We start from the raw sequence: 18,363 nt of genomic DNA on the forward strand, positions 1-18,363 counted from the left end.
AGAGACTCAAGTTCTTATAATAAAAGTTCTTTTTCATCGGTTTTGACGGGGCGTTTGGGTAATCTCATCACATTCTTCTTTCGATTAGGCTGACGGATGAGCCCATTAATACCGTATTTTTTATACGCGTTGCAACTAAATCACAATTTGGCTATGATTGGAAAGAGCACAATATTCCGCTGCCTGACGTACGCTCATTCCCTACTCAGAGACTAACGATATCGCCCACAGTTTAAACTCTGTTGAATAATATTTTCCCATAAAAAATCCGCTCCTTAATTTGTGGATGCTGTCCAACTTTTGGGGTGCAGATCACTTTACACTAAAGTGCGGTATTTTTTTGACTTAAATAGTAACCTAGGTTACTATTACGCAGTTTATTTTCTACCTAGTTATTATTATGTCTATGCCGATTTCGTTTTCAGAACAAGAAAAGTTAATTCGTCAATCAGCACAAAATAATCCCGCAATGCCTGTGGAGCAAATTTTGCTGGCACGTTTGTTGCTACACAATAGCAGCCATTATGTGGAAAGACGCAATCAGTTATTAAAAAAATATCAGCTCAACGACACCCTATTTATGGCTCTGGCCGTGTTGTATTGCCAGCCTAATCATTCTTTGCAGCCGAGCAAATTAAGTGAGATTTTTGGTTATTCTAAAACCAATGCCACACGCATTGCCGATGAATTAGTGAAGCGGGAATGGTTAGAACGTACGGAAGTAGCGGGCGATCGCCGTGCTTTTTCCTTAAAACTCACGGCGCAAGGTGTACAGTTTTTGGAGCAACTGTTGCCAAATCAATGGAAACAAGTCGATGACATTTTTTCCGTGTTAGACAAGCAAGAACAACAGCAGTTAAAGCAATTATTACTCAAACTGCTCAGCAATTTAGAAAATCTTTAATGGGTAAATAAAATGACCGAACAAACAGACTACAAAAAACCGGCTTCGCCAAAAGCCAAACGTAAAAAAGCCCTTGGCTATTTCATTACGATTTTGCTGCTGATCGCGATTATCACGAGCGTATATTGGTTTTTCTTTGTGCGAAATTATGAAGAAACGGAAGATGCCTATGTGGCAGGCAACCAAGTGATGATTTCGGCACAAGTGAGCGGCAATGTGAGCAAAATTAATGTGGACGATATGGATTTTGTCCACGCAGGCGATGTGTTATTGCAACTTGATGATACGGATCTCAAACTGCATTTCCAGCAAGCGCAAGATAATCTCGCCAGTAGCGTGCGCCAAATTGAGCAGTTAGATTTTACGGTGAAACAATTACAGTCGGTTTTGAACGCAAAAAGCACCGCACTTAATAAAGCCAAAGGTGATTTGCAACGCCGTGAGCAATTAGCCAAAACGGGATCTATTGATAAAGAAACCTTACAGCACGCCAGAGAAGCGGTGAATATGGCGCAAGCAGATCTGCAAGCCACGCAAAATCAATTAGCAGCTAATCAAGCCTTATTAAAAGATTTACCGTTGCGGGAGCAGCCTGCGGTGAAAAATGCGGTGAGTGCTTTAACCCTTGCTTGGTTGAACTTACAACGCAGTCAAATTGTTAGCCCTGTTGATGGTTATGTGGCGCGCCGTAATGTGCAAGTGGGGCAAAAAGTCGCGGTGGGCAGTCCGTTAATGGCGGTGGTCTCCAATCAACAAATGTGGGTGGACGCGAACTTTAAAGAAACCCAGCTCGGCAAAATGCGCATTGGTCAGCCTGTGAAATTAGTCTTTGATTTATACGGTGATGATGTGAGGTTTGATGGTAAAATCAGCGGTATTTCAATGGGAACGGGCAGCGCATTCTCTCTTTTGCCTGCACAGAACGCCACAGGGAACTGGATCAAAGTGGTGCAACGTGTACCAGTGCGTATCGATCTCGATCCTGAACAAGTAGAAAAATATCCGTTGCGCATAGGGCTTTCTGCTACGGTGGAAGTGAATGTGGCAGACACGCAAGGCAAGGTGCTGCGTGAATCTCGTCCAAACCAAGTGCTATATGAAACCAAGGTGCTAGATTACGATTTAAGCCCTGTACATCAATTAGCCGAACAAATTATTCAAGCCAATGCAGGTGAATAAAATGCAAAAACCGATTCAGGGCGCAGCCCTTGCGGTGATGACCATTGCCCTATCCTTGGCAACCTTTATGCAAGTGCTGGATTCCACCATTGCTAATGTGGCAATTCCCACCATTGCAGGGGATTTGGGTGCATCGTTCAGTCAAGGCACTTGGGTGATTACTTCATTCGGCGTGGCAAATGCGGTATCTATTCCCATTACAGGCTGGCTGGCTAAACGCTTTGGTGAAGTGCGCTTGTTTTTAATCGCCACAGGATTATTTGTGCTGGCTTCTTGGCTATGTGGCATTTCTCATAGCCTAGGAATGTTGATTTTATGCCGCATCTTCCAAGGGCTAGCAGCAGGGCCGATTATTCCCCTTTCACAAAGTTTATTGCTTAATAATTATCCCCCTGCAAAACGCAGTATGGCGCTGGCGTTTTGGTCTATGACTGTGGTAGTTGCGCCAATTTTTGGCCCGATTCTTGGCGGTTGGATCAGTGATAATCTGCACTGGGGTTGGATTTTCTTCATTAATGTGCCGATTGGGCTATGTGTGATTTTTCTCAGTTGGAAAATCTTAGGCAAACGAGAAACTAAAACCTATCAGCAACCTATTGATATGATGGGCTTAATTCTGCTTGTGGTAGGCGTGGGCTGTTTGCAATTAATGCTCGATCAGGGGCGCGAGCAGGATTGGTTTAATTCCACTGAAATCGTGGTGCTAACAATCGTTTCCGCCATTGCCTTAATTGCGTTGATTATTTGGGAATTGACGGACGAGAACCCTGTGGTGGATATTTCACTGTTCAAATCACGCAATTTCAGTGTTGGTTGCCTGTGTACCAGCCTTGCGTTTTTAATCTATCTCGGCTCGGTGGTGCTGATTCCTTTACTGTTACAACAAGTGTACGGCTACACCGCCACTTGGGCGGGACTTGCTGCTGCGCCTGTGGGCTTATTCCCGATTTTACTTTCGCCAATCATCGGGCGTTTTGGCTACAAAATTGATATGCGTATTTTGGTTACAATCAGTTTTATGGTGTATGCGCTAACTTTCCATTGGCGTGCCGTAACCTTTGAACCTGCGATGACCTTTGCTGATGTTGCTCTGCCGCAGCTGATTCAAGGGATTGCCGTAGCGTGCTTTTTTATGCCGCTCACCACCATTACGCTATCAGGTTTACCGCCAGAAAAAATGGCGTCCGCATCAAGTTTATTTAATTTTCTGCGTACCCTTGCAGGTTCAATCGGTACATCGCTTACCACCTTTTTATGGTATAACCGTGAAGCAGTGCATCACACCCAATTTACCGAAGCGATTAATCCTTATAACCCCAATGCACAAGCCTATTACGACACAATGGCGCAAGTTGGTTTGAATGATACACAAACATCAATGTCCTTAGCGCAAAGTATTACCGCGCAAGGATTTATCATCGGTGCCAATGAAATTTTTTGGTTGTCCGCCATAATGTTTATGTTGCTGTTTATTGTAGTGTGGTTCGCCAAACCGCCTTTTGGTAATAAGCACTAGTGGAGAAACTGAAAAAAGAAAGAGCGGTGCAAAATTTCTAAATTTTCCACCGCTCTTTTCGTTAATAGATATTTTTATCTTGAATGATAAACCACAATAGTTTTGCCATGAGCAGAAATAAGATGTTGATCTTCCAACATTTTCAAAATTCGCCCTACGGTTTCACGAGAACAGCCAACCATTTGACCAATCTCTTGTCGTGTAATTTTGATCTGCATTCCTTCAGGGTGGGTCATTGCGTCAGGCATTTTTGCCAGATTTAGCAAAGTTTGCGCTATGCGGCCAGCGACATCAAGGAAAGCAAGGTTGCGAACTTGTCTTGATGTATTTTGTAAACGACGAGCAAGCTGCCCTGATAAATACATTAAAATTTCGGGATTCACTTGAATAAGCTGGCGGAATTTTTTGTACGAAATTTCTGCCACTTCACAGGTCGTCTTCGTTTTCACCCAAGCGGAACGTTCCTGACCTTCTTCAAATAATCCCGCTTCGCCGAAAAAATCCCCTTGATTTAGGTAAGTTAGGATCATTTCTTTGCCGTCTTCATCTTTCACCAAAATCGCTACAGAGCCTTTGATGAGATAATAAAGGGTTTCTGCTTTTTCACCTGCGTGAATAATTGAGCTTTTGGTTGGGTATTTATGGATATGACAATGGGATAAAAACCACTCTAAGGTTGGATCCATTGGTGGAGTGTGTTGCCCTTGTTGTTCCTGCACGGTGTCCTCCTACATTTATCATCTATGATTAAGAAATTCCATTTTATCTTTAATATCAATGGACTCGTGTAATTCCGACCAAACAATTACAGCCTTTCCTTGGCGTATGTTGGTCAGCAAGTTTTGAGTTTTCTGTTGCAGAGAAAGCTCCTGTTCACCGTAATCCGTCCCTTCACGCAGAATGAAACTTTCTGCAATATTAACGAGCGTTTCTTCTTCTAAATCTTGCCAAGGAATAATCATCATCTTACCTAAAAATTACTATTATGCAAAGTGTACTGCAATAAGTTTCCACTGTTGTTCAAAGTTTTGGTTTGAATTATGGCGAAAATTCGACCGCACATAACGCATAAACTGCCCTTCGCAGAGATTGACTAAATAACTGGCGATAATGCGTTCATCAAGGCTAAAAGCGCGTCCTTCACGCAGTTTGCGCATTTGTAAAATATTCACAAATTGAAATTCTAGGCGATCGAAAAATTGCGCAACGCGTGCTTGTAATTTTGGATCTTCAAACATTAAGGCGTGGCCTGTTAGCACACGAGTTAGCCCGGGGTTTTTGCGTGCGAAATCTAAGATCATTTGCAAAATATCGCGCACGCGGTTCATTGTGTTAGTTTCGTTTTTGATCGAATGGTTAATGCGACTGAATAAATTGCTTTCTAAATTATCAATGAGAGCCTCAAACATTTTGGTTTTGCTTGGGAAATAACGATATAACGCAGCCTCGGACACGCCGATTTCTTCAGCTAAGCGTGCGGTGGTCATTCGTTCCATTCCACGTTCAGAATGAAGCATATGAGTGAGTACAGTTAGCACTTGCTGACGGCGTTCTTTTACGCTGCGTTTGTCGCTTTTCGGTGCTTTTTCTGTATTTTTTTCGCTGAGCTTAGTTGGGTTATTTGGCTTAGTTTGCTCAGGCGCAGGCTCAATGCCTACAATTTCCAGTTGTTGTTCGACCATAGTTCCTCTATTGTTTGCCTGAATGGCCAAATCCGCCTTCACCACGTTCTGTTTGTTCAAAATCACTCACAATATTAAATTCTGCTTGCACCACTGGCACGAAAACTAGCTGCGCAATGCGATCGCCCACTTCCACTTTAAAAGGTTGCGAGCCACGGTTCCACATTGATACCATTAACGGCCCTTGGTAGTCGGAATCAATCAAGCCCACCAAATTGCCCAATACAATCCCATTTTTATGCCCAAGCCCTGAACGAGGCAAAATCACTGCCGCAAGGTTAGGATCGGCGATATAAATAGAAAGCCCAGTTGGGATTAATTTGGTTTCCCCCGGTTGAATTTCAAAACTTTCTTCCACCAACGCGCGCAGATCTAAACCTGCAGAACCGCTTGTGGCATAAGCAGGCAAGGGAAATTCTGTGCCAATTCGGCTATCTAAAATTTTTACGTCAATCTTTTTCATTTTTCGTTTATTCCTTCGTTCAAACTTGAGCTTGAAAGCGTTCTACAATCTGTTGCGCAAGTTGCACCGCCAGATCTTTTTTGTGGCTACGCGGTAATTGCACGCTGCCATCACGCCAGAACAGCTGGAGCTGGTTGTCATCACCATTAAAGCCTTGTCCGTTAGACACATCATTGGCGCAGATCAGATCTAAATTTTTACGCACTAATTTGTCTTGTGCATATTGTGCAACATTTTGCGTTTCTGCAGCAAACCCCACCACAAATGGGCGATTTTCATTCAGCGCCGCCACCACCGCAATAATATCAGGGTTTTTCACCAATTCTAAGGTGAGCGTATCGCTATTGGCAGTTTTCTTCATTTTTTGCTCGGCGATTTGCGCGACACGGTAATCCGCCACTGCAGCGCAACCAATAAAAATATCCACTTGTGGCGCAAGGGAAAGAGAGGCGTCTGCCATTTCTTGCGCGGAAATCACATCAATTCGTTCCACTTGAGCAGGGGTAGGCAAATTCACTGGCCCTGCAATTAATTTGACTTTCGCCCCTCGTTTAGCAAAAGCTTCAGCGATAGCAAAGCCCATTTTGCCTGAACTATGATTGCTAATATAACGCACAGGATCAATAGCTTCACGCGTTGGACCAGCCGTGATAGCAATGGTTAAGTGGCTAAGATCTTGTGGCGCTAACAAGATTTCACAAAGTGCGGTGTAAATTTCGGCTGGTTCTGACATTCGTCCAAAGCCCATATCCCCACAGGCCTGTTCACCACTGTTAGGCCCAATGGTTGTAATGCCACGGGCTTTTAAACTGGTCAAGTTTTGTTGGGTAATGGGTTGGCGGAACATCTGCTGATTCATCGCTGGCGCAAGCAAAATCGGTGCGCTGGTGGCAAGACAAATAGTCGTGAGCAGATCATTGGCCATTCCTGCATTTAAGCGCGCCATAAAATCTGCGCTAGCAGGGGCGATTACAATAAGCTCTGCCCATTTTGCCAGTTCAATATGCCCCATTGCCAGCTCTGCTTGCGGATCAAGTAAGGATTGTGCCACCGCGTTGCCCGAAATGGCTTGCAGGGTTAAGGGCGTAACAAATTCCGCCGCCGCGGGGGTTAGCACAACACGCACTTCCGCTTGGCTTTTGCGAAGCAAGCGAATAAGCTCAATGCTTTTATAAGCCGCAATTCCCCCTGTTATGCCAACAACAATACGTTTTCCTTGAAGATCTTGCATTATTTCCAATCAATCCAAATTAAAAGTGCGGTTAATTTTACTGTAATTTTGCCCAATAAAAAATTCAATTTTTCGATCTGGATCGCAAAAGTTGTAGGGAAGCCTGTCAGAACGCTGCTGTCTATGTTAAAAAGATCCGCAATTTGATATTAAAAAACGAAATGACCGCCACAAATGACTACCTTAATGCCACGGGAAAAACTGCTAAAATTTGGTGCTGAAGCCCTTGATGATAGCGAATTATTAGCCATTTTTTTACGCACGGGAATCAAGAATTGTTCGGTAATAGAATTATCTCGTGTGGTTCTTGATCATTTTGGATCATTGCGGCAATTAATTAGTGCGGATCAAAAAGCCTTTTGCAACGTTAAAGGCTTAGGCATTACACAATTTATCCAGCTGCAAGCCAGCACGGAAATGACAAAACGTTATTTATTGCAAGAATTGGAAATGACACAGGCATTTACTCGCCCTGAGTTGGTGAGAATGTATTTGCAAACGGAGCTAGAGCATAAAGAACGGGAAGTTTTTTTGGTACTTTTTTTAGATAATCAGCATCGCCTGATTAAAAAAGAAGAAATGTTTTTAGGTACGATCAACACAGCCGCAGTGTATCCCAGAGAAATTGTTAAAAGCGCACTTTTTTGTAATGCAGCGGCGATTATTTTGGCGCATAATCACCCATCAGGCATTGCAGAGCCGAGCAATTCCGATCGGATCATCACAGAAAAGATCCAAAAAGTGGCAGAATTAGTGGAAATTCGCGTGCTGGATCATTTTGTCATCGGCAAAGGCTGTTATGTTTCTTTTAGTGAAAAAGGGTGGTTATAATAGCCATTCTGCAAGAATCATGCGGTGGAATTGCTGATTTTTTTGTCATTTATTGCGTTAATTAAGTGATTTAGGCTTGAGTATAGCAAATAAAGTGAGTATAATTTGCCACCTTTAATATAGTATGCGGGTCGGTTACAGCGACCTGACGAGGTGGCTTGCAAACTTAGTTTGCAGTAATCCGAACCCTAAGCTCGAGCTTATATTTGATTTATTGGAGATTAATATGTCTAGAGTCTGTCAAGTAACAGGCAAGCGTCCAGCTGTTGGAAACAACCGCTCACACGCAATGAACGCGACACGTCGTCGTTTTCTTCCTAACTTACACACTCACCGTTTCTGGGTTGAGTCTGAAAAACGTTTCGTAACTTTACGCTTAACAGCGAAAGGTATGCGTATTATTGATAAAAAGGGCATTGATGCAGTATTAGCTGAAATCCGTGCTCGTGGCGAGAAAATCTAAGGAGCTAAAAAATGGCAGCTAAAGGTGCTCGTGAAAAAATCCGTTTAGTTTCAACCGCTGAAACCGGTCATTTCTACACAACAACAAAAAATAAACGTAATATGCCAGAAAAAATGGAGATCAAAAAATTTGATCCTGTTGTGCGTAAACACGTTATTTACAAAGAAGCTAAAATCAAATAATTTGGCTTTGATGAATTAGAAAAACCCGACGTGTTCGGGTTTTTTTATGTCTTTTATAGGCGCTTTTCTTGGATTTTCCTTTATTGTCCCTATTTATAGCGTAATGCAGAGAAATTTTTATTAGAACTACACATCATTCACACGGAGAAAAAATGCCTGAATTACCTGAAGTTGAGACCACTAAAAATGGGATTTCCCCTTATTTAACAGGATTTACCATTGAAAAAATCGTGGTGCGCAATCCTAAATTACGTTGGGAAGTCAGCCCGCAATTAAGTGAGTTTAAGCAGGTTAAAGTGAGCCACCTTTCCCGCCGTGCCAAATATCTGATCATTCATACGGAAAAGGGGGCGATCATAGGGCATTTGGGAATGTCAGGCTCATTGCGTGTTGTGCCACAAGACAGCCCCATTGATAAACACGATCATTTAGATATCGTAATGAATAACGGCAAAGTGCTACGCTATAATGATCCTCGCCGTTTTGGTGCGTGGCTTTGGACGGATAATTTAGCGGATTTTCATCTTTTTGCCAAACTTGGCTCAGAACCCCTTTCAGCAGAATTTACTGGGGAATATCTGTTCAAAAAATCGCGTAAAAAACAGACCGCACTTAAAACTTTCTTAATGGATAACGCCGTTGTCGTGGGGGTAGGCAATATTTATGCGAACGAAACGCTATTTTTATGCGGATTACACCCGCTGAAATTAGCCAAAAACTTAACCAAGGCACAATGCGAATTGCTGGTTCAAACCATTAAACAAGTACTCGTCACCGCCATTGCGCAAGGTGGAACAACCTTGAAAGACTTCTTGCAACCTGACGGCCGCCCCGGTTATTTTGCCCAAGAATTAAGGGTTTACGGCAATAAAGATAAGCCTTGTCCAACGTGTGGGACCAAAATTGAAAGTTTAGTCATCGGGCAACGTAATAGCTTTTTCTGCCCAAAATGTCAGAAAAAAGCATAAAAATAACCAAAAAAGCACCGCACTTGTATAAAGCTAATTAGTCAATTAAGGAAGGTAAGCCAAATCGACCTTCCTTTTTTGTTATGAATCAGTTCTATTAATTCGTTGCAAAATTAAAAATCGGCAATCATAAGGATTATTTTCATCAGCAGAGCGATATTGTTCAAATTCAATTTGCCATTCTGTCCAATCAATGTGTGGGAAAAACGTATCGCCGTCAATTTCTGCTTGAATTTCAGTAAGATAGAGTTTATCCGCAATGGGAAGATATTGTTTAAATAGCTCACCGCCGCCGATAAGCATTATTTCGGGAAAATCTTTGACAAAATCCACCGCACTTGCAAAATCACTTTTCCAAATAACGCCTTCGTGCTGAAAAGGGGAACGGGAAAGCACAATATTGGTACGTTTCGGCAACGGACGACCAATGCTCTCAAAGGTTTTTCGCCCCATAATCACGGGCTTGCCTTGCGTATTTTGACGAAACCACGCAAGATCCGCAGGCAAGTGCCACGGCATTTGGTTATCTTTCCCGATCACATTATTTTTCGTCATTGCCACAATTAAACTGAGCGTCATTTGCTTTCCTTTTATTTACCTTACTTGCCTATTATATTACAGGTTTTTGTCGATAGAACAATAAGCCCGGTAGCGCCAAGCCAAAAACCAATGCGCCTAAAATAAAGCCAGTTTTAATAAAATAATCAATCATTTGGGCAAATAACACATCGGAAAAGCCATAATGGTGAATTTGCACAATGGCGATCATCGCTTTATAAGCATAAACGCCCGGGATCATCGGAATAATCGCCGCAACGGTAAATACTTTTGGGTGGGCAAGATAACGATGAGATAAATGCACGCCGATAAAACCGATTAAACTGGCTCCTGCAAACGTAGCAAATACTAACGGCACATCAAAATACACTAATAAGGTCCGTAAACCGTGTCCTAAGGCACCTAAAATTGCACAATATTTCAATGCGTTAGGCGGAACATTAAAGACTAAGGCAAAACCCACAGCAGGAATGGCGGCGAATAGCATATCATCGAATAAATTCAGCAATAAGGTCATTTTAATTCTCCCCAATAGGGAATATTCAACAGCGCAAGGGCAAAAACAATGCCTAAACACGCGCCAAAGGTGAGAATGGTGGCAATCGTCCAACGCCCTAAGCCCATACCAACGTGGCCTTTGAGAATATCCGCCAGCGAATTAATCAATGGAAAGCCCGGCACGAGCAAAAGCACGCTAGAAGCAAGGGCGATTTGCGGATCATTGCCTAATTGATATTTCAGCGCCATTCCAGAAATAATCGATGCAATAAAGGCGGTAATGGAAAACACAATAATCGGATTGTAATGCCGATGGGCAAGAGCTTGGCGAATAAACATTGCAACGGCCGCGGCAACAAAGGTGATGAGTGAAATCCGACTATCGCCGCCAGATAAATGGGCAAAACAGGCGCAAGATAAGCCAATCATCAGCACCACGAGATAGCGGTTATATTTAAACGGCTTAATTTTCTCAAGGCGTTTTTTCACTTGGTGCAGATCATAAATACGGCGTTCAGCAGTAATCACCACCCGCTGCACTTCCGTAACAATATGCATATTTATACCCTGATCCACATTTTTGCGTGCGGTGGTAATGCAATGATTATGATATAGCGTGGTGATAATCACAGCGTTGGGCGTTAATGCACATTCCACACTGTCCATTCCCAAGGCGCGTCCTAATCTATGCGACATTTGTACCACAACAGCACTTTCTGCTCCGTGTTGAAGTAGCATTAATGCGACTTTTATACATAACCTTGTTACTTCACGTTGGCGTTCAATACGACTTTGCTCTGACATTTTGGCTAAGATGAGTTGATTAAAAAATGTCGATATTATAACGCTTTTTAGGTAATAAAGATTGTTTTAAATCATAGAAAGTGCGGTGAAAATTTAATGAAATTTTTCTCATTTAATGATAGGGTTTTGCGCATTAAACATTAACAGGAAAATCCCTTATGGAACAAAAGAAAACCATTGTCGTGAAGTTTGGCACAAGCACCTTAACCCAAGGCACAACCAAGCTTCATCGTCCACATATGATGGAAATTGTGCGCCAAATCACCCAACTGCACCAAGCTGGCTTTCGCATTATTATTGTTACTTCTGGTGCAATGGCGGCTGGGCGCGATTATCTCAACCACCCACAACTTCCGCCTACTATTGCATCAAAGCAATTATTAGCCGCCGTGGGGCAAAGCCAGCTTATTCAAACTTGGGAACAGCTGTTTTCCATTTATGATATTCACATCGGGCAAATTTTGCTCAGCCGTGCTGATATTGAAGATCGCGAGCGTTTTCTTAATGCGCGGGATACCCTTAACGCTTTGTTAGATAACGGAATTATTCCTGTAATTAATGAGAATGATGCCGTTGCCACCGCCGAAATTAAAGTAGGTGATAACGATAATTTATCAGCGCTGGTGGCCATTTTGGCACAAGCCGAGCAACTTTATTTACTCACCGATCAACAAGGCTTGTTCGATAGCGATCCAAGAAAAAATCCGCAAGCCAAATTGCTTTCCGTGGTGGAAAAAATCACTGATGACATTCGCCAAATTGCCGGCGGAAGTGGCACAACCCTTGGCACAGGCGGAATGTCCACTAAAGTGATCGCCGCGGACGTTGCCACCCGTTCGGGCGTAGAAACCATTATCGCCCCCGGCAATCGCGCAAATGTGATTGTGGATCTGGCTTATGGAGAAAATATCGGCACAAAATTTACCGTACAAACAGATCGCCTTGAAAGCCGTAAGCAATGGCTTTTCGCAGCACCATCTGCAGGCACGATCATCATTGACGAAGGGGCAACAAGTGCGGTGCTAATTCAGCATAAATCCTTGCTTCCAGCAGGCATTGCACAAATCGAAGGGCGCTTCTCTCGCGGTGAAGTGGTGAAAATCCAACAGCCTAACGGTAAAATTATCGCCCTTGGCATTCCACGTTACAACAGCGATGCGTTGAATTTAATCAAAGGCAAAAAATCGCAAGATATTCCGCAAATTTTGGGCTATGAATACGGCGCTGTTGCAGTGCATCGTGATGATATGGTGGTGTTGTAGATAAGCCCTAACAGAAACGAATGGGCACATCGTTATCATAATATGTGCGATTTTTAACAGAACGGCAGGCTTATAAGTCTGCCGCTACAGTTCTAAAAATACTCTAAGACATTTAATTGTTTACCCCAAACTGATACTCAATCCATTGTTTATAAGGCCGATTTTTCTTACCAATGCCGCCGTATTTTTGCCATTCTGGGTGATTTGGGGTGTCAGGCAGGCACTCGGGTTCAAGGGCGATGCCTTGATAATCTTGGTAAGCATAGCCTAGGCGATTTGGCGTGCCAGCCAGATAATTCCCTGTGTAAATTTGCAACGCTGGTTGTGAGGTGGAAAGAGCAAGGGAAAGCTGGCGATTGCTGGAAGTTAGCACAGCGCAAGGTTGCGTGCTATTGAGTAAAAAGGCGTGATCATAGCCTTTGGTGAGCAGCTGTTCTTGTTGTAAGAAATCTTGTGCGAGCGTTTTTTCTTGGCGGAAATCAAAGCTTGAGCCTTGCACTGCTTTGAGTGGCGCATTCGGAATGCCTTGTTCGTCCACGGGTAAAAAATAGTCCGCATTCAGTTGCAGAAAATGTCCGCGCACGTCCTCGCCTTGGCTTGCGTTATCTAAATTAAAATAGGCGTGATTGGTGAGATTAAGCGGTGTGTCTGCATCGCTTAGGGCTTCAAATTCAATGCGAACGCTATTTTGTTCCGTTAAGCGATAAGTGGTTTTCACTTGCACATTGCCGACAAAACCTTGATCGCCATCTGGCGAGAACAGAGAAAATTGGACAAAATTATCACCGCACTTTTCCACTTGCCAACGGCGTTTATCAAAGCCTTCGCCGCCGTGAAGTTGGTGTTTGCCTTGATTGGCGTTAAGGTAAACCGTTCTGCCATTTAAACGAAAACGGCTGTTGGCAATACGGTTGGCATAACGCCCTACGGTTACGCCTAAATAGGCTTGTTGTGTTAGGTAATCAGGCACTTGCGCGCCCAATAGCACTTCTTGTAAGCCGCCATTAACAGGCACTTGGCAAGAAAGCCAAGTTGCGCCCCAATCCATTAATTGAATGCACATTCCTTGTTGATTGGTTAGGGTAAATAGGTTGAAGGGCTTGCCATCTGGCGCAAGCCCTGTGTGAGATTGTCTTAACATACTTCGACCCCTTGTGAGGCGGTGCAAACATAGAAATCTTCTTTTAATCCCGTTTGTTTTTCATAGTTTTCTGCGATGATATTACGCACGGCGTCCACCTTATCCAATGGCGCAACCACCACGATACAACCTCCAAAGCCGCCGCCTGTCATTCTTGCACCGCCTGTGTTACCCACGGCAAGCTGAGCCAGTTCGACTAAGTAATCAATTTGTGGCACGGTGATCTCGAAATCATCGCGCACTGAATCGTGGGATTGTGCCATTAATTGCCCAAGTTTTGTGAGATCGCCTTGTGTTAAGGCTTCCACTGCGGCAAGCACGCGTGCATTTTCGCTAACAACGTGTCTGGCACGTTTTGCCACGATAGGATCAAGTGCGGTGAGTTTTTCTTCCATTTTTTCGAATTGTTCTACGGACACATCACGCAAGGCTTTCACACCAAAAAATTCTGCCGCTTGTTCACATTGCGCGCGGCGTGTGTTGTATTCACCTGCCACTAAATCGTGTTTAACGTGCGAATTGACGATCATCACTGCCACATCATTAGGGACAGGGGTTGGCTGAGTTTCAAGGCTGCGGCAGTCGATCATCAATAAATGATCTTTTTGTCCAAGGGCGGAGATCAGCTGATCCATATTGCCGCAATTCGCGCCCACAAATTTGTTTTCTGCTTGCTGCCCGATTAACGCCAGCTGGGTATCGTTGAGCGGAAGTTGTGCGAGCTGTTGGCAAAATTTCCCCACCGCCACTTCAAGCGAAGCGGAAGAACTTAACCCCGCAGAAAGTGGGACGTTACCACTAATCACTAAATCCGCGCCTTGTTTGAAGTCAGGGCATTGCGCTTGAATAAATTTCACCACGCCACGTACATAGCCCGTCCATTTGTGGGCGGGATTAGGCTCAATGGGTTTAGCAAGATCAAATTCGTCAAATTCATCAAGATCGGCGGCATAAACACGGAAAAGGCTATCATCACGCTTTGCGCCACATACTGCTGTACCGTAATTAATCGCGCAAGGCATTACAAAGCCGTCATTGTAATCCGTATGCTCGCCGATAATATTGACACGCCCAGGAGCATAAACACGCAGATCAAAAGTGCGGTGGAATTTTTCGGAAAATAATTGTTCTGCTCGTTGTTGTGGGTTCATCAGTTGTCTCCTTCGATTTAGTGGTTGTCGATAATTCATTGTGCATTTGAGTTATCAACAGATCCTAGCGTAGTTTGTAATGAATATCGCTTAAGGCACGTAATCGTTCTGCCGCTTGTTCTGCGGTGAGATCGCGCTGGCTTTCGCCTAGCATTTCATAGCCCACCATAAATTTGCGCACCGTGGCAGAGCGTAATAATGGGGGATAAAAATGCGCGTGCAGCTGCCAATGATCATTTTCTTTGCCATTAAATGGGGCAAAATGAAAGCCCATTGAATAGGGGAAAGAGGTTTCAAACAGGTTGTCATATTTGGTGGTGAGCAACTTCAAGGCAAGCGCCAAATCTTGCTGTTGTTCAGGGCTGAGCTGGGCGAAATTTTTAATATGAACTTTTGGCAGTAATAAGGTTTCAAAAGGCCATACAGCCCAATAAGGCACAAGGGCAACCCAGTGTTTGGTTTCCACCACAATGCGTTCTTTCCGCGCTAATTCACGTTGCACATAATCCACTAATAGCACTGAACCGTGTTTTTCAAAGTAACGTTGTTGAGCCAAATCTTCTTGCGTTACTTCATTCGGCAGAAAACTGTTTGCCCAGATTTGTCCGTGCGGGTGCGGATTGGAACAGCCCATTGCCGCACCTTTATTTTCAAAGATTTGTACCCAAGGATAACGCTGCCCTAGCTCGTTAAGCTGAGCTTGCCATACGTCAATCACATCAACAATTTCTTCCACCGTGAGTAATGGTAAGGTTTTGCTGTGATCCGGTGAAAAGCAAATTACGCGGCTTTCCCCTTCAGCAGCGGCAGTTTGGAAAAGGGGATCATCACTCGGCGCGGGGGCTGGCGTTTGTTCTAACAAGGCGGAAAAATCATTTTTAAACACAAAGGGTTTGCGGTAATCTGGGTTTTGTTCGCCTGTAATGCGCTTATTGTTTGGGCAAAGGTAACAGCTTGGATCATAGCTCGGTTTTTGCTTTTCTTCATTTTTTTCTTGCTGACCTTGCCATGGACGTTTTGCTCGATGGGGAGAAACCAATACCCAGCGATCGATAAGCGGATTATAGCGGCGGTGTGGATGATCTGCCGCAACAAATTGTTCAGACATAATGTTCTCCTTAAGTGAAAATATGAAAGCGGTTACAAAAATAAACTGCTATAAAATAGCAGATTGCCAAAAATAAACTATTAACTAGATCACAAATTGAGAAAAAAAGTGTGATTTTTTTGTGATGTAGTTTTCATTTTTTAAAGTAAGCGTTTTCAATCACAGAAAATTCTTTATATGATAAGTGCGGTGTAAATTTGCAGAGTTTTTAGGGGAGAAGATGATTACCATTCGTGATGTAGCAAAACAAGCGGGCGTGTCGGTGGCAACGGTTTCGCGCGTGTTGAATAATCATTCTTCCGCCAGTGAAAAAGCACGCCTTGCAGTGCAAAAAGCGGTGCAGGAATTGGGCTATCACCCGAATGCTAATGCGCAAGCCCTTGCCTTGCAAAACACTGACACCATTGGCGTGGTGGTCACGGACGTTACCGATCCTTTCTTTGCGATTTTAGTGAAAGCAGTGGATAAAGTGGCGGAACAGCACAACAAAAGCATTTTGATCGGCATTGGCTATCATAATGCGGAAAAGGAACGTAATGCCATTGAAACCTTGCTACGCAAGCGTTGTAGCTGTTTGGTGGTACACACCAAAGCCTTGAGCGATGAAGAACTTAGCCAATATTTAAGCCGCATTGCGGGAATGGTGGTGATTAATCGCGTGGTACAAGGCTACGAAAATCGCTGCGTAAGCCTAGATAACACCAAAGGGACGTTTATTGCTACAGAAAATTTAATCCGCCTTGGGCATAAGCAAATTGGCTATATAGGCTCAAATCACCAAATCAGTGATGAGGCGGAACGCATTCAAGGCTATTTGAATGCCCTTGCGCAGCACAATTTGCCAATGGCGGAACACCGTATTGCGCACAGTTCCCCTGATTTTGAAGGGGGCGAGCAGGCGATGATCCATTTGTTGAGCTACAATTCTGATTTGACCGCTGTGGTGGCCTATAACGACACAATGGCGGCAGGGGCAATTTCGGTGCTGAATGAAAACAATATCAACGTGCCGAAACAATTTTCTATTATCGGCTTTGATGATATGCCTATTGCCCGTTATTTGATTCCTAAGCTCACCACGATTCGCTATCCCATTGATTTAATGGCAACTTATGCGGCAAATCTGGCGTTAAGTTTGGTGGATAACCGCATTAATACGCCGATTCACACCCAATTTAACCCCACCCTAGTCAGACGATTTTCCACAGAACCCTGCGATTAATTTATGATCATCGTCACATTTTTAAATATTTTTTTGTAATCGTTTCCATTAATGTGAGAGGGATCACAGTCTTATAGGCTGTTTTTCGTTATGCTCTGTGCCGTTATTGAATTTATTTCACAACAAATCCTTGTGCTGTATGAAATAAATTTAGCAGTATGTACAACATCTTCGTGATCGTTTAATCCATTTAAGGAGCTATCTATGAAAAAAACTGTATTAAAAACCACCGCACTTGCTGTGGGCTTAGGTCTTGCTGCAACAACAGCACAAGCGGTGAACCGCATTGGTGTAACTATTTACAAATATGACGATAATTTTATGTCTTTAATGCGTCAAGAAATTGATAAAGAAGCGAAAACACTTAAAGATGTCGAATTATTAATGAACGACTCACAAAATGCCCAATCGGTACAAAATGACCAAGTTGATGTGTTGATCTCTAAAGGGGTGAAAGCCCTTGCCATTAACCTTGTGGATCCTGCGGCAGCACCAACCATTATTGGCAAAGCAAAATCTGAAGATATTCCTGTGGTGTTCTTTAATAAAGACCCAGGTGCAAAAGCCATTGGTAGCTATGAACAGGCTTATTATGTGGGAACTGACCCGAAAGAATCTGGTGTTATTCAAGGGCAGCTTATCACCAAACACTGGAAAGCCAACCCTGCATTTGACTTAAACAAAGACGGTAAAATCCAATATGTTTTATTAAAAGGTGAGCCGGGACACCCAGATGCCGAAGCGCGTACCAAATATGTGATTGAAGAATTAAATAAAAACGGCATTGAAACGGAACAACTCTTTATCGACACCGGAATGTGGGACGCAGCATTAGCCAAAGATAAAATGGACGCGTGGTTATCTAGCTCCAAAGCGAACGATATTGAAGTGATTATTTCTAACAATGACGGAATGGCAATGGGGGCATTGGAAGCCACGAAAGCGCACGGTAAAAAACTGCCTATCTTTGGTGTGGACGCCTTGCCTGAAGTGTTACAGCTTATCAAGAAAGGCGAAATCACAGGGACTGTGTTAAATGACGGTGTAAACCAAGGTAAAGCCGTGGTGCAATTAGCTAATAATCTGGCGAATGAAAAACCAGCCACAGAAGGCACACAATGGAAATTAGAAAGCAAAGTTGTGCGTATTCCTTATGTTGGTGTGGACGCGGATAACTTAAATGAATTCTTAAAATAATTG

21 protein-coding genes are annotated in these 18,363 nt (G+C 43.4%); 10 read left to right on the forward strand and 11 right to left on the reverse strand.

The genetic code is table 11. From position 1 onward, the window contains the following. Positions 1-400 precede the first annotated feature (400 nt). Genes mprA through ACNAV8_RS09855 form a run of 3 tightly spaced genes read left to right on the forward strand, consistent with a single transcriptional unit; the run spans position 401 to position 3,599 of the window. Positions 401-904, forward strand: a complete 504-nt coding sequence (mprA, locus tag ACNAV8_RS09845; RefSeq protein WP_103855370.1) for a transcriptional repressor MprA — start codon at positions 401-403, stop codon at positions 902-904. A 12-nt stretch (positions 905-916) separates the two neighbouring features. Continuing rightward, entirely contained in the window at positions 917-2,083 is a 1,167-nt protein-coding gene (locus tag ACNAV8_RS09850; RefSeq protein ID WP_415777654.1) for an EmrA/EmrK family multidrug efflux transporter periplasmic adaptor subunit, read from the forward strand. 1 nt (position 2,084) lies between these two features. Next, entirely contained in the window at positions 2,085-3,599 is a 1,515-nt protein-coding gene (locus tag ACNAV8_RS09855) for a DHA2 family efflux MFS transporter permease subunit (RefSeq protein ID WP_103855369.1), read from the forward strand. 74 nt (positions 3,600-3,673) lie between these two features. On the opposite strand, the gene crp is transcribed toward ACNAV8_RS09855, so the two are convergent. Genes crp through coaBC form a run of 5 tightly spaced genes read right to left on the reverse strand, consistent with a single transcriptional unit; the run spans position 3,674 to position 6,975 of the window. Then, entirely contained in the window at positions 3,674-4,318 is a 645-nt protein-coding gene (gene crp / locus ACNAV8_RS09860; RefSeq protein ID WP_103853887.1) for a cAMP-activated global transcriptional regulator CRP, read from the reverse strand. A gap of 18 nt (positions 4,319-4,336) precedes the next feature. After that, the gene (locus ACNAV8_RS09865) at positions 4,337-4,561 is read right to left on the reverse strand and encodes a YheU family protein (protein WP_103855368.1); all 225 of its coding nucleotides are present in this window, start codon (positions 4,559-4,561) and stop codon (positions 4,337-4,339) included. A 21-nt stretch (positions 4,562-4,582) separates the two neighbouring features. Next, a complete protein-coding gene (slmA, locus tag ACNAV8_RS09870; protein ID WP_103855367.1) occupies positions 4,583-5,281 on the reverse strand; it encodes a nucleoid occlusion factor SlmA in 699 nt (232 codons plus the stop codon). A 7-nt stretch (positions 5,282-5,288) separates the two neighbouring features. Next, complete coding sequence (gene dut / locus ACNAV8_RS09875; RefSeq protein ID WP_126371489.1) at positions 5,289-5,744, reverse strand: dUTP diphosphatase; 456 nt, start codon at positions 5,742-5,744, stop codon at positions 5,289-5,291. Between the two features lie 19 nt (positions 5,745-5,763). Beyond that, on the reverse strand, positions 5,764-6,975 hold the full coding sequence (coaBC, locus tag ACNAV8_RS09880) for a bifunctional phosphopantothenoylcysteine decarboxylase/phosphopantothenate--cysteine ligase CoaBC (protein ID WP_103855366.1): 1,212 nt from the start codon (positions 6,973-6,975) through the stop codon (positions 5,764-5,766). A gap of 174 nt (positions 6,976-7,149) precedes the next feature. Between coaBC and radC the strand changes: the two genes are divergently transcribed. From radC to mutM, 4 genes are all read left to right on the forward strand, one after another. Next, positions 7,150-7,806: a RadC family protein gene (gene radC, locus ACNAV8_RS09885; RefSeq protein ID WP_415777655.1), complete on the forward strand. Its 657-nt coding sequence runs from the start codon at positions 7,150-7,152 to the stop codon at positions 7,804-7,806. Positions 7,807-8,032: 226 nt separating this feature from the next. Then, positions 8,033-8,269 carry a 50S ribosomal protein L28 gene (gene rpmB / locus ACNAV8_RS09890; RefSeq protein ID WP_011608297.1) on the forward strand — a complete coding sequence of 79 codons (237 nt, stop codon included), beginning with the start codon at positions 8,033-8,035 and terminating at the stop codon, positions 8,267-8,269. Positions 8,270-8,280: 11 nt separating this feature from the next. Then, a complete protein-coding gene (gene rpmG, locus ACNAV8_RS09895) occupies positions 8,281-8,451 on the forward strand; it encodes a 50S ribosomal protein L33 (protein WP_005542835.1) in 171 nt (56 codons plus the stop codon). 152 nt (positions 8,452-8,603) lie between these two features. After that, positions 8,604-9,419 (forward strand): bifunctional DNA-formamidopyrimidine glycosylase/DNA-(apurinic or apyrimidinic site) lyase, encoded by an 816-nt coding sequence (gene mutM, locus ACNAV8_RS09900; RefSeq protein ID WP_103855365.1) that lies wholly within the window; start codon positions 8,604-8,606, stop codon positions 9,417-9,419. A gap of 81 nt (positions 9,420-9,500) precedes the next feature. Here mutM and folA read toward each other — a convergent pair whose 3' ends face one another. The 3 genes from folA to ACNAV8_RS09915 are packed head-to-tail and all read right to left on the reverse strand — an operon-like array spanning position 9,501 to position 11,279. Beyond that, on the reverse strand, positions 9,501-9,998 hold the full coding sequence (gene folA / locus ACNAV8_RS09905; RefSeq protein WP_103855364.1) for a type 3 dihydrofolate reductase: 498 nt from the start codon (positions 9,996-9,998) through the stop codon (positions 9,501-9,503). A gap of 31 nt (positions 9,999-10,029) precedes the next feature. Next, the gene (locus ACNAV8_RS09910) at positions 10,030-10,494 is read right to left on the reverse strand and encodes a threonine/serine exporter family protein (protein ID WP_103855363.1); all 465 of its coding nucleotides are present in this window, start codon (positions 10,492-10,494) and stop codon (positions 10,030-10,032) included. Continuing rightward, entirely contained in the window at positions 10,491-11,279 is a 789-nt protein-coding gene (locus tag ACNAV8_RS09915) for a threonine/serine exporter family protein (RefSeq protein WP_103855362.1), read from the reverse strand. Before ACNAV8_RS09915 ends, ACNAV8_RS09910 begins: the two co-directional genes overlap by 4 nt. A gap of 158 nt (positions 11,280-11,437) precedes the next feature. Between ACNAV8_RS09915 and proB the strand changes: the two genes are divergently transcribed. Beyond that, positions 11,438-12,541, forward strand: coding sequence for a glutamate 5-kinase (proB, locus tag ACNAV8_RS09920; RefSeq protein WP_103855361.1), 1,104 nt, complete (start codon positions 11,438-11,440; stop codon positions 12,539-12,541). A 112-nt stretch (positions 12,542-12,653) separates the two neighbouring features. Here proB and galM read toward each other — a convergent pair whose 3' ends face one another. The 3 genes from galM to galT form a co-directional block, all read right to left on the reverse strand. After that, a complete protein-coding gene (galM, locus tag ACNAV8_RS09925) occupies positions 12,654-13,682 on the reverse strand; it encodes a galactose-1-epimerase (protein WP_103855360.1) in 1,029 nt (342 codons plus the stop codon). Then, the gene (galK, locus tag ACNAV8_RS09930; RefSeq protein WP_103855359.1) at positions 13,676-14,833 is read right to left on the reverse strand and encodes a galactokinase; all 1,158 of its coding nucleotides are present in this window, start codon (positions 14,831-14,833) and stop codon (positions 13,676-13,678) included. The genes galM and galK overlap by 7 nt, the downstream gene beginning before the upstream one ends. A 64-nt stretch (positions 14,834-14,897) precedes the next feature. Further along, on the reverse strand, positions 14,898-15,941 hold the full coding sequence (galT, locus tag ACNAV8_RS09935; RefSeq protein WP_103855358.1) for a galactose-1-phosphate uridylyltransferase: 1,044 nt from the start codon (positions 15,939-15,941) through the stop codon (positions 14,898-14,900). A gap of 220 nt (positions 15,942-16,161) precedes the next feature. On the opposite strand from galT, the gene ACNAV8_RS09940 reads away from it, so the two are divergent. Beyond that, positions 16,162-17,163 (forward strand): substrate-binding domain-containing protein, encoded by a 1,002-nt coding sequence (locus ACNAV8_RS09940; RefSeq protein WP_103855357.1) that lies wholly within the window; start codon positions 16,162-16,164, stop codon positions 17,161-17,163. 204 nt (positions 17,164-17,367) lie between these two features. Next, positions 17,368-18,360 (forward strand): galactose/glucose ABC transporter substrate-binding protein MglB, encoded by a 993-nt coding sequence (gene mglB, locus ACNAV8_RS09945; RefSeq protein ID WP_415777656.1) that lies wholly within the window; start codon positions 17,368-17,370, stop codon positions 18,358-18,360. Positions 18,361-18,363 lie beyond the last annotated feature (3 nt).

Origin of the sequence: Avibacterium endocarditidis, assembly GCF_965138825.1 — a bacterium.
In the GTDB taxonomy this organism is placed as follows: Bacteria; Pseudomonadota; Gammaproteobacteria; order Enterobacterales; family Pasteurellaceae; genus Avibacterium; species Avibacterium endocarditidis.

Coding starts and splice junctions, on each gene's coding strand:
- mprA (WP_103855370.1), top strand. CDS start 401: ATGTCTATGCCGATTTCGTTTTCAGAACAAGAAAAGTTAATTCGTCAA.
- ACNAV8_RS09850 (WP_415777654.1), top strand. CDS start 917: ATGACCGAACAAACAGACTACAAAAAACCGGCTTCGCCAAAAGCCAAA.
- rpmG (WP_005542835.1), top strand. CDS start 8,281: ATGGCAGCTAAAGGTGCTCGTGAAAAAATCCGTTTAGTTTCAACCGCT.
- proB (WP_103855361.1), top strand. CDS start 11,438: ATGGAACAAAAGAAAACCATTGTCGTGAAGTTTGGCACAAGCACCTTA.
- folA (WP_103855364.1), bottom strand. CDS start 9,998: ATGACGCTCAGTTTAATTGTGGCAATGACGAAAAATAATGTGATCGGG.
- galT (WP_103855358.1), bottom strand. CDS start 15,941: ATGTCTGAACAATTTGTTGCGGCAGATCATCCACACCGCCGCTATAAT.
- ACNAV8_RS09940 (WP_103855357.1), top strand. CDS start 16,162: ATGATTACCATTCGTGATGTAGCAAAACAAGCGGGCGTGTCGGTGGCA.
- ACNAV8_RS09910 (WP_103855363.1), bottom strand. CDS start 10,494: ATGACCTTATTGCTGAATTTATTCGATGATATGCTATTCGCCGCCATT.
- radC (WP_415777655.1), top strand. CDS start 7,150: ATGACTACCTTAATGCCACGGGAAAAACTGCTAAAATTTGGTGCTGAA.
- galK (WP_103855359.1), bottom strand. CDS start 14,833: ATGAACCCACAACAACGAGCAGAACAATTATTTTCCGAAAAATTCCAC.
- coaBC (WP_103855366.1), bottom strand. CDS start 6,975: ATGCAAGATCTTCAAGGAAAACGTATTGTTGTTGGCATAACAGGGGGA.
- dut (WP_126371489.1), bottom strand. CDS start 5,744: ATGAAAAAGATTGACGTAAAAATTTTAGATAGCCGAATTGGCACAGAA.
- mglB (WP_415777656.1), top strand. CDS start 17,368: ATGAAAAAAACTGTATTAAAAACCACCGCACTTGCTGTGGGCTTAGGT.
- ACNAV8_RS09855 (WP_103855369.1), top strand. CDS start 2,085: ATGCAAAAACCGATTCAGGGCGCAGCCCTTGCGGTGATGACCATTGCC.
- rpmB (WP_011608297.1), top strand. CDS start 8,033: ATGTCTAGAGTCTGTCAAGTAACAGGCAAGCGTCCAGCTGTTGGAAAC.
- ACNAV8_RS09865 (WP_103855368.1), bottom strand. CDS start 4,561: ATGATTATTCCTTGGCAAGATTTAGAAGAAGAAACGCTCGTTAATATT.
- slmA (WP_103855367.1), bottom strand. CDS start 5,281: ATGGTCGAACAACAACTGGAAATTGTAGGCATTGAGCCTGCGCCTGAG.
- galM (WP_103855360.1), bottom strand. CDS start 13,682: ATGTTAAGACAATCTCACACAGGGCTTGCGCCAGATGGCAAGCCCTTC.
- mutM (WP_103855365.1), top strand. CDS start 8,604: ATGCCTGAATTACCTGAAGTTGAGACCACTAAAAATGGGATTTCCCCT.
- ACNAV8_RS09915 (WP_103855362.1), bottom strand. CDS start 11,279: ATGTCAGAGCAAAGTCGTATTGAACGCCAACGTGAAGTAACAAGGTTA.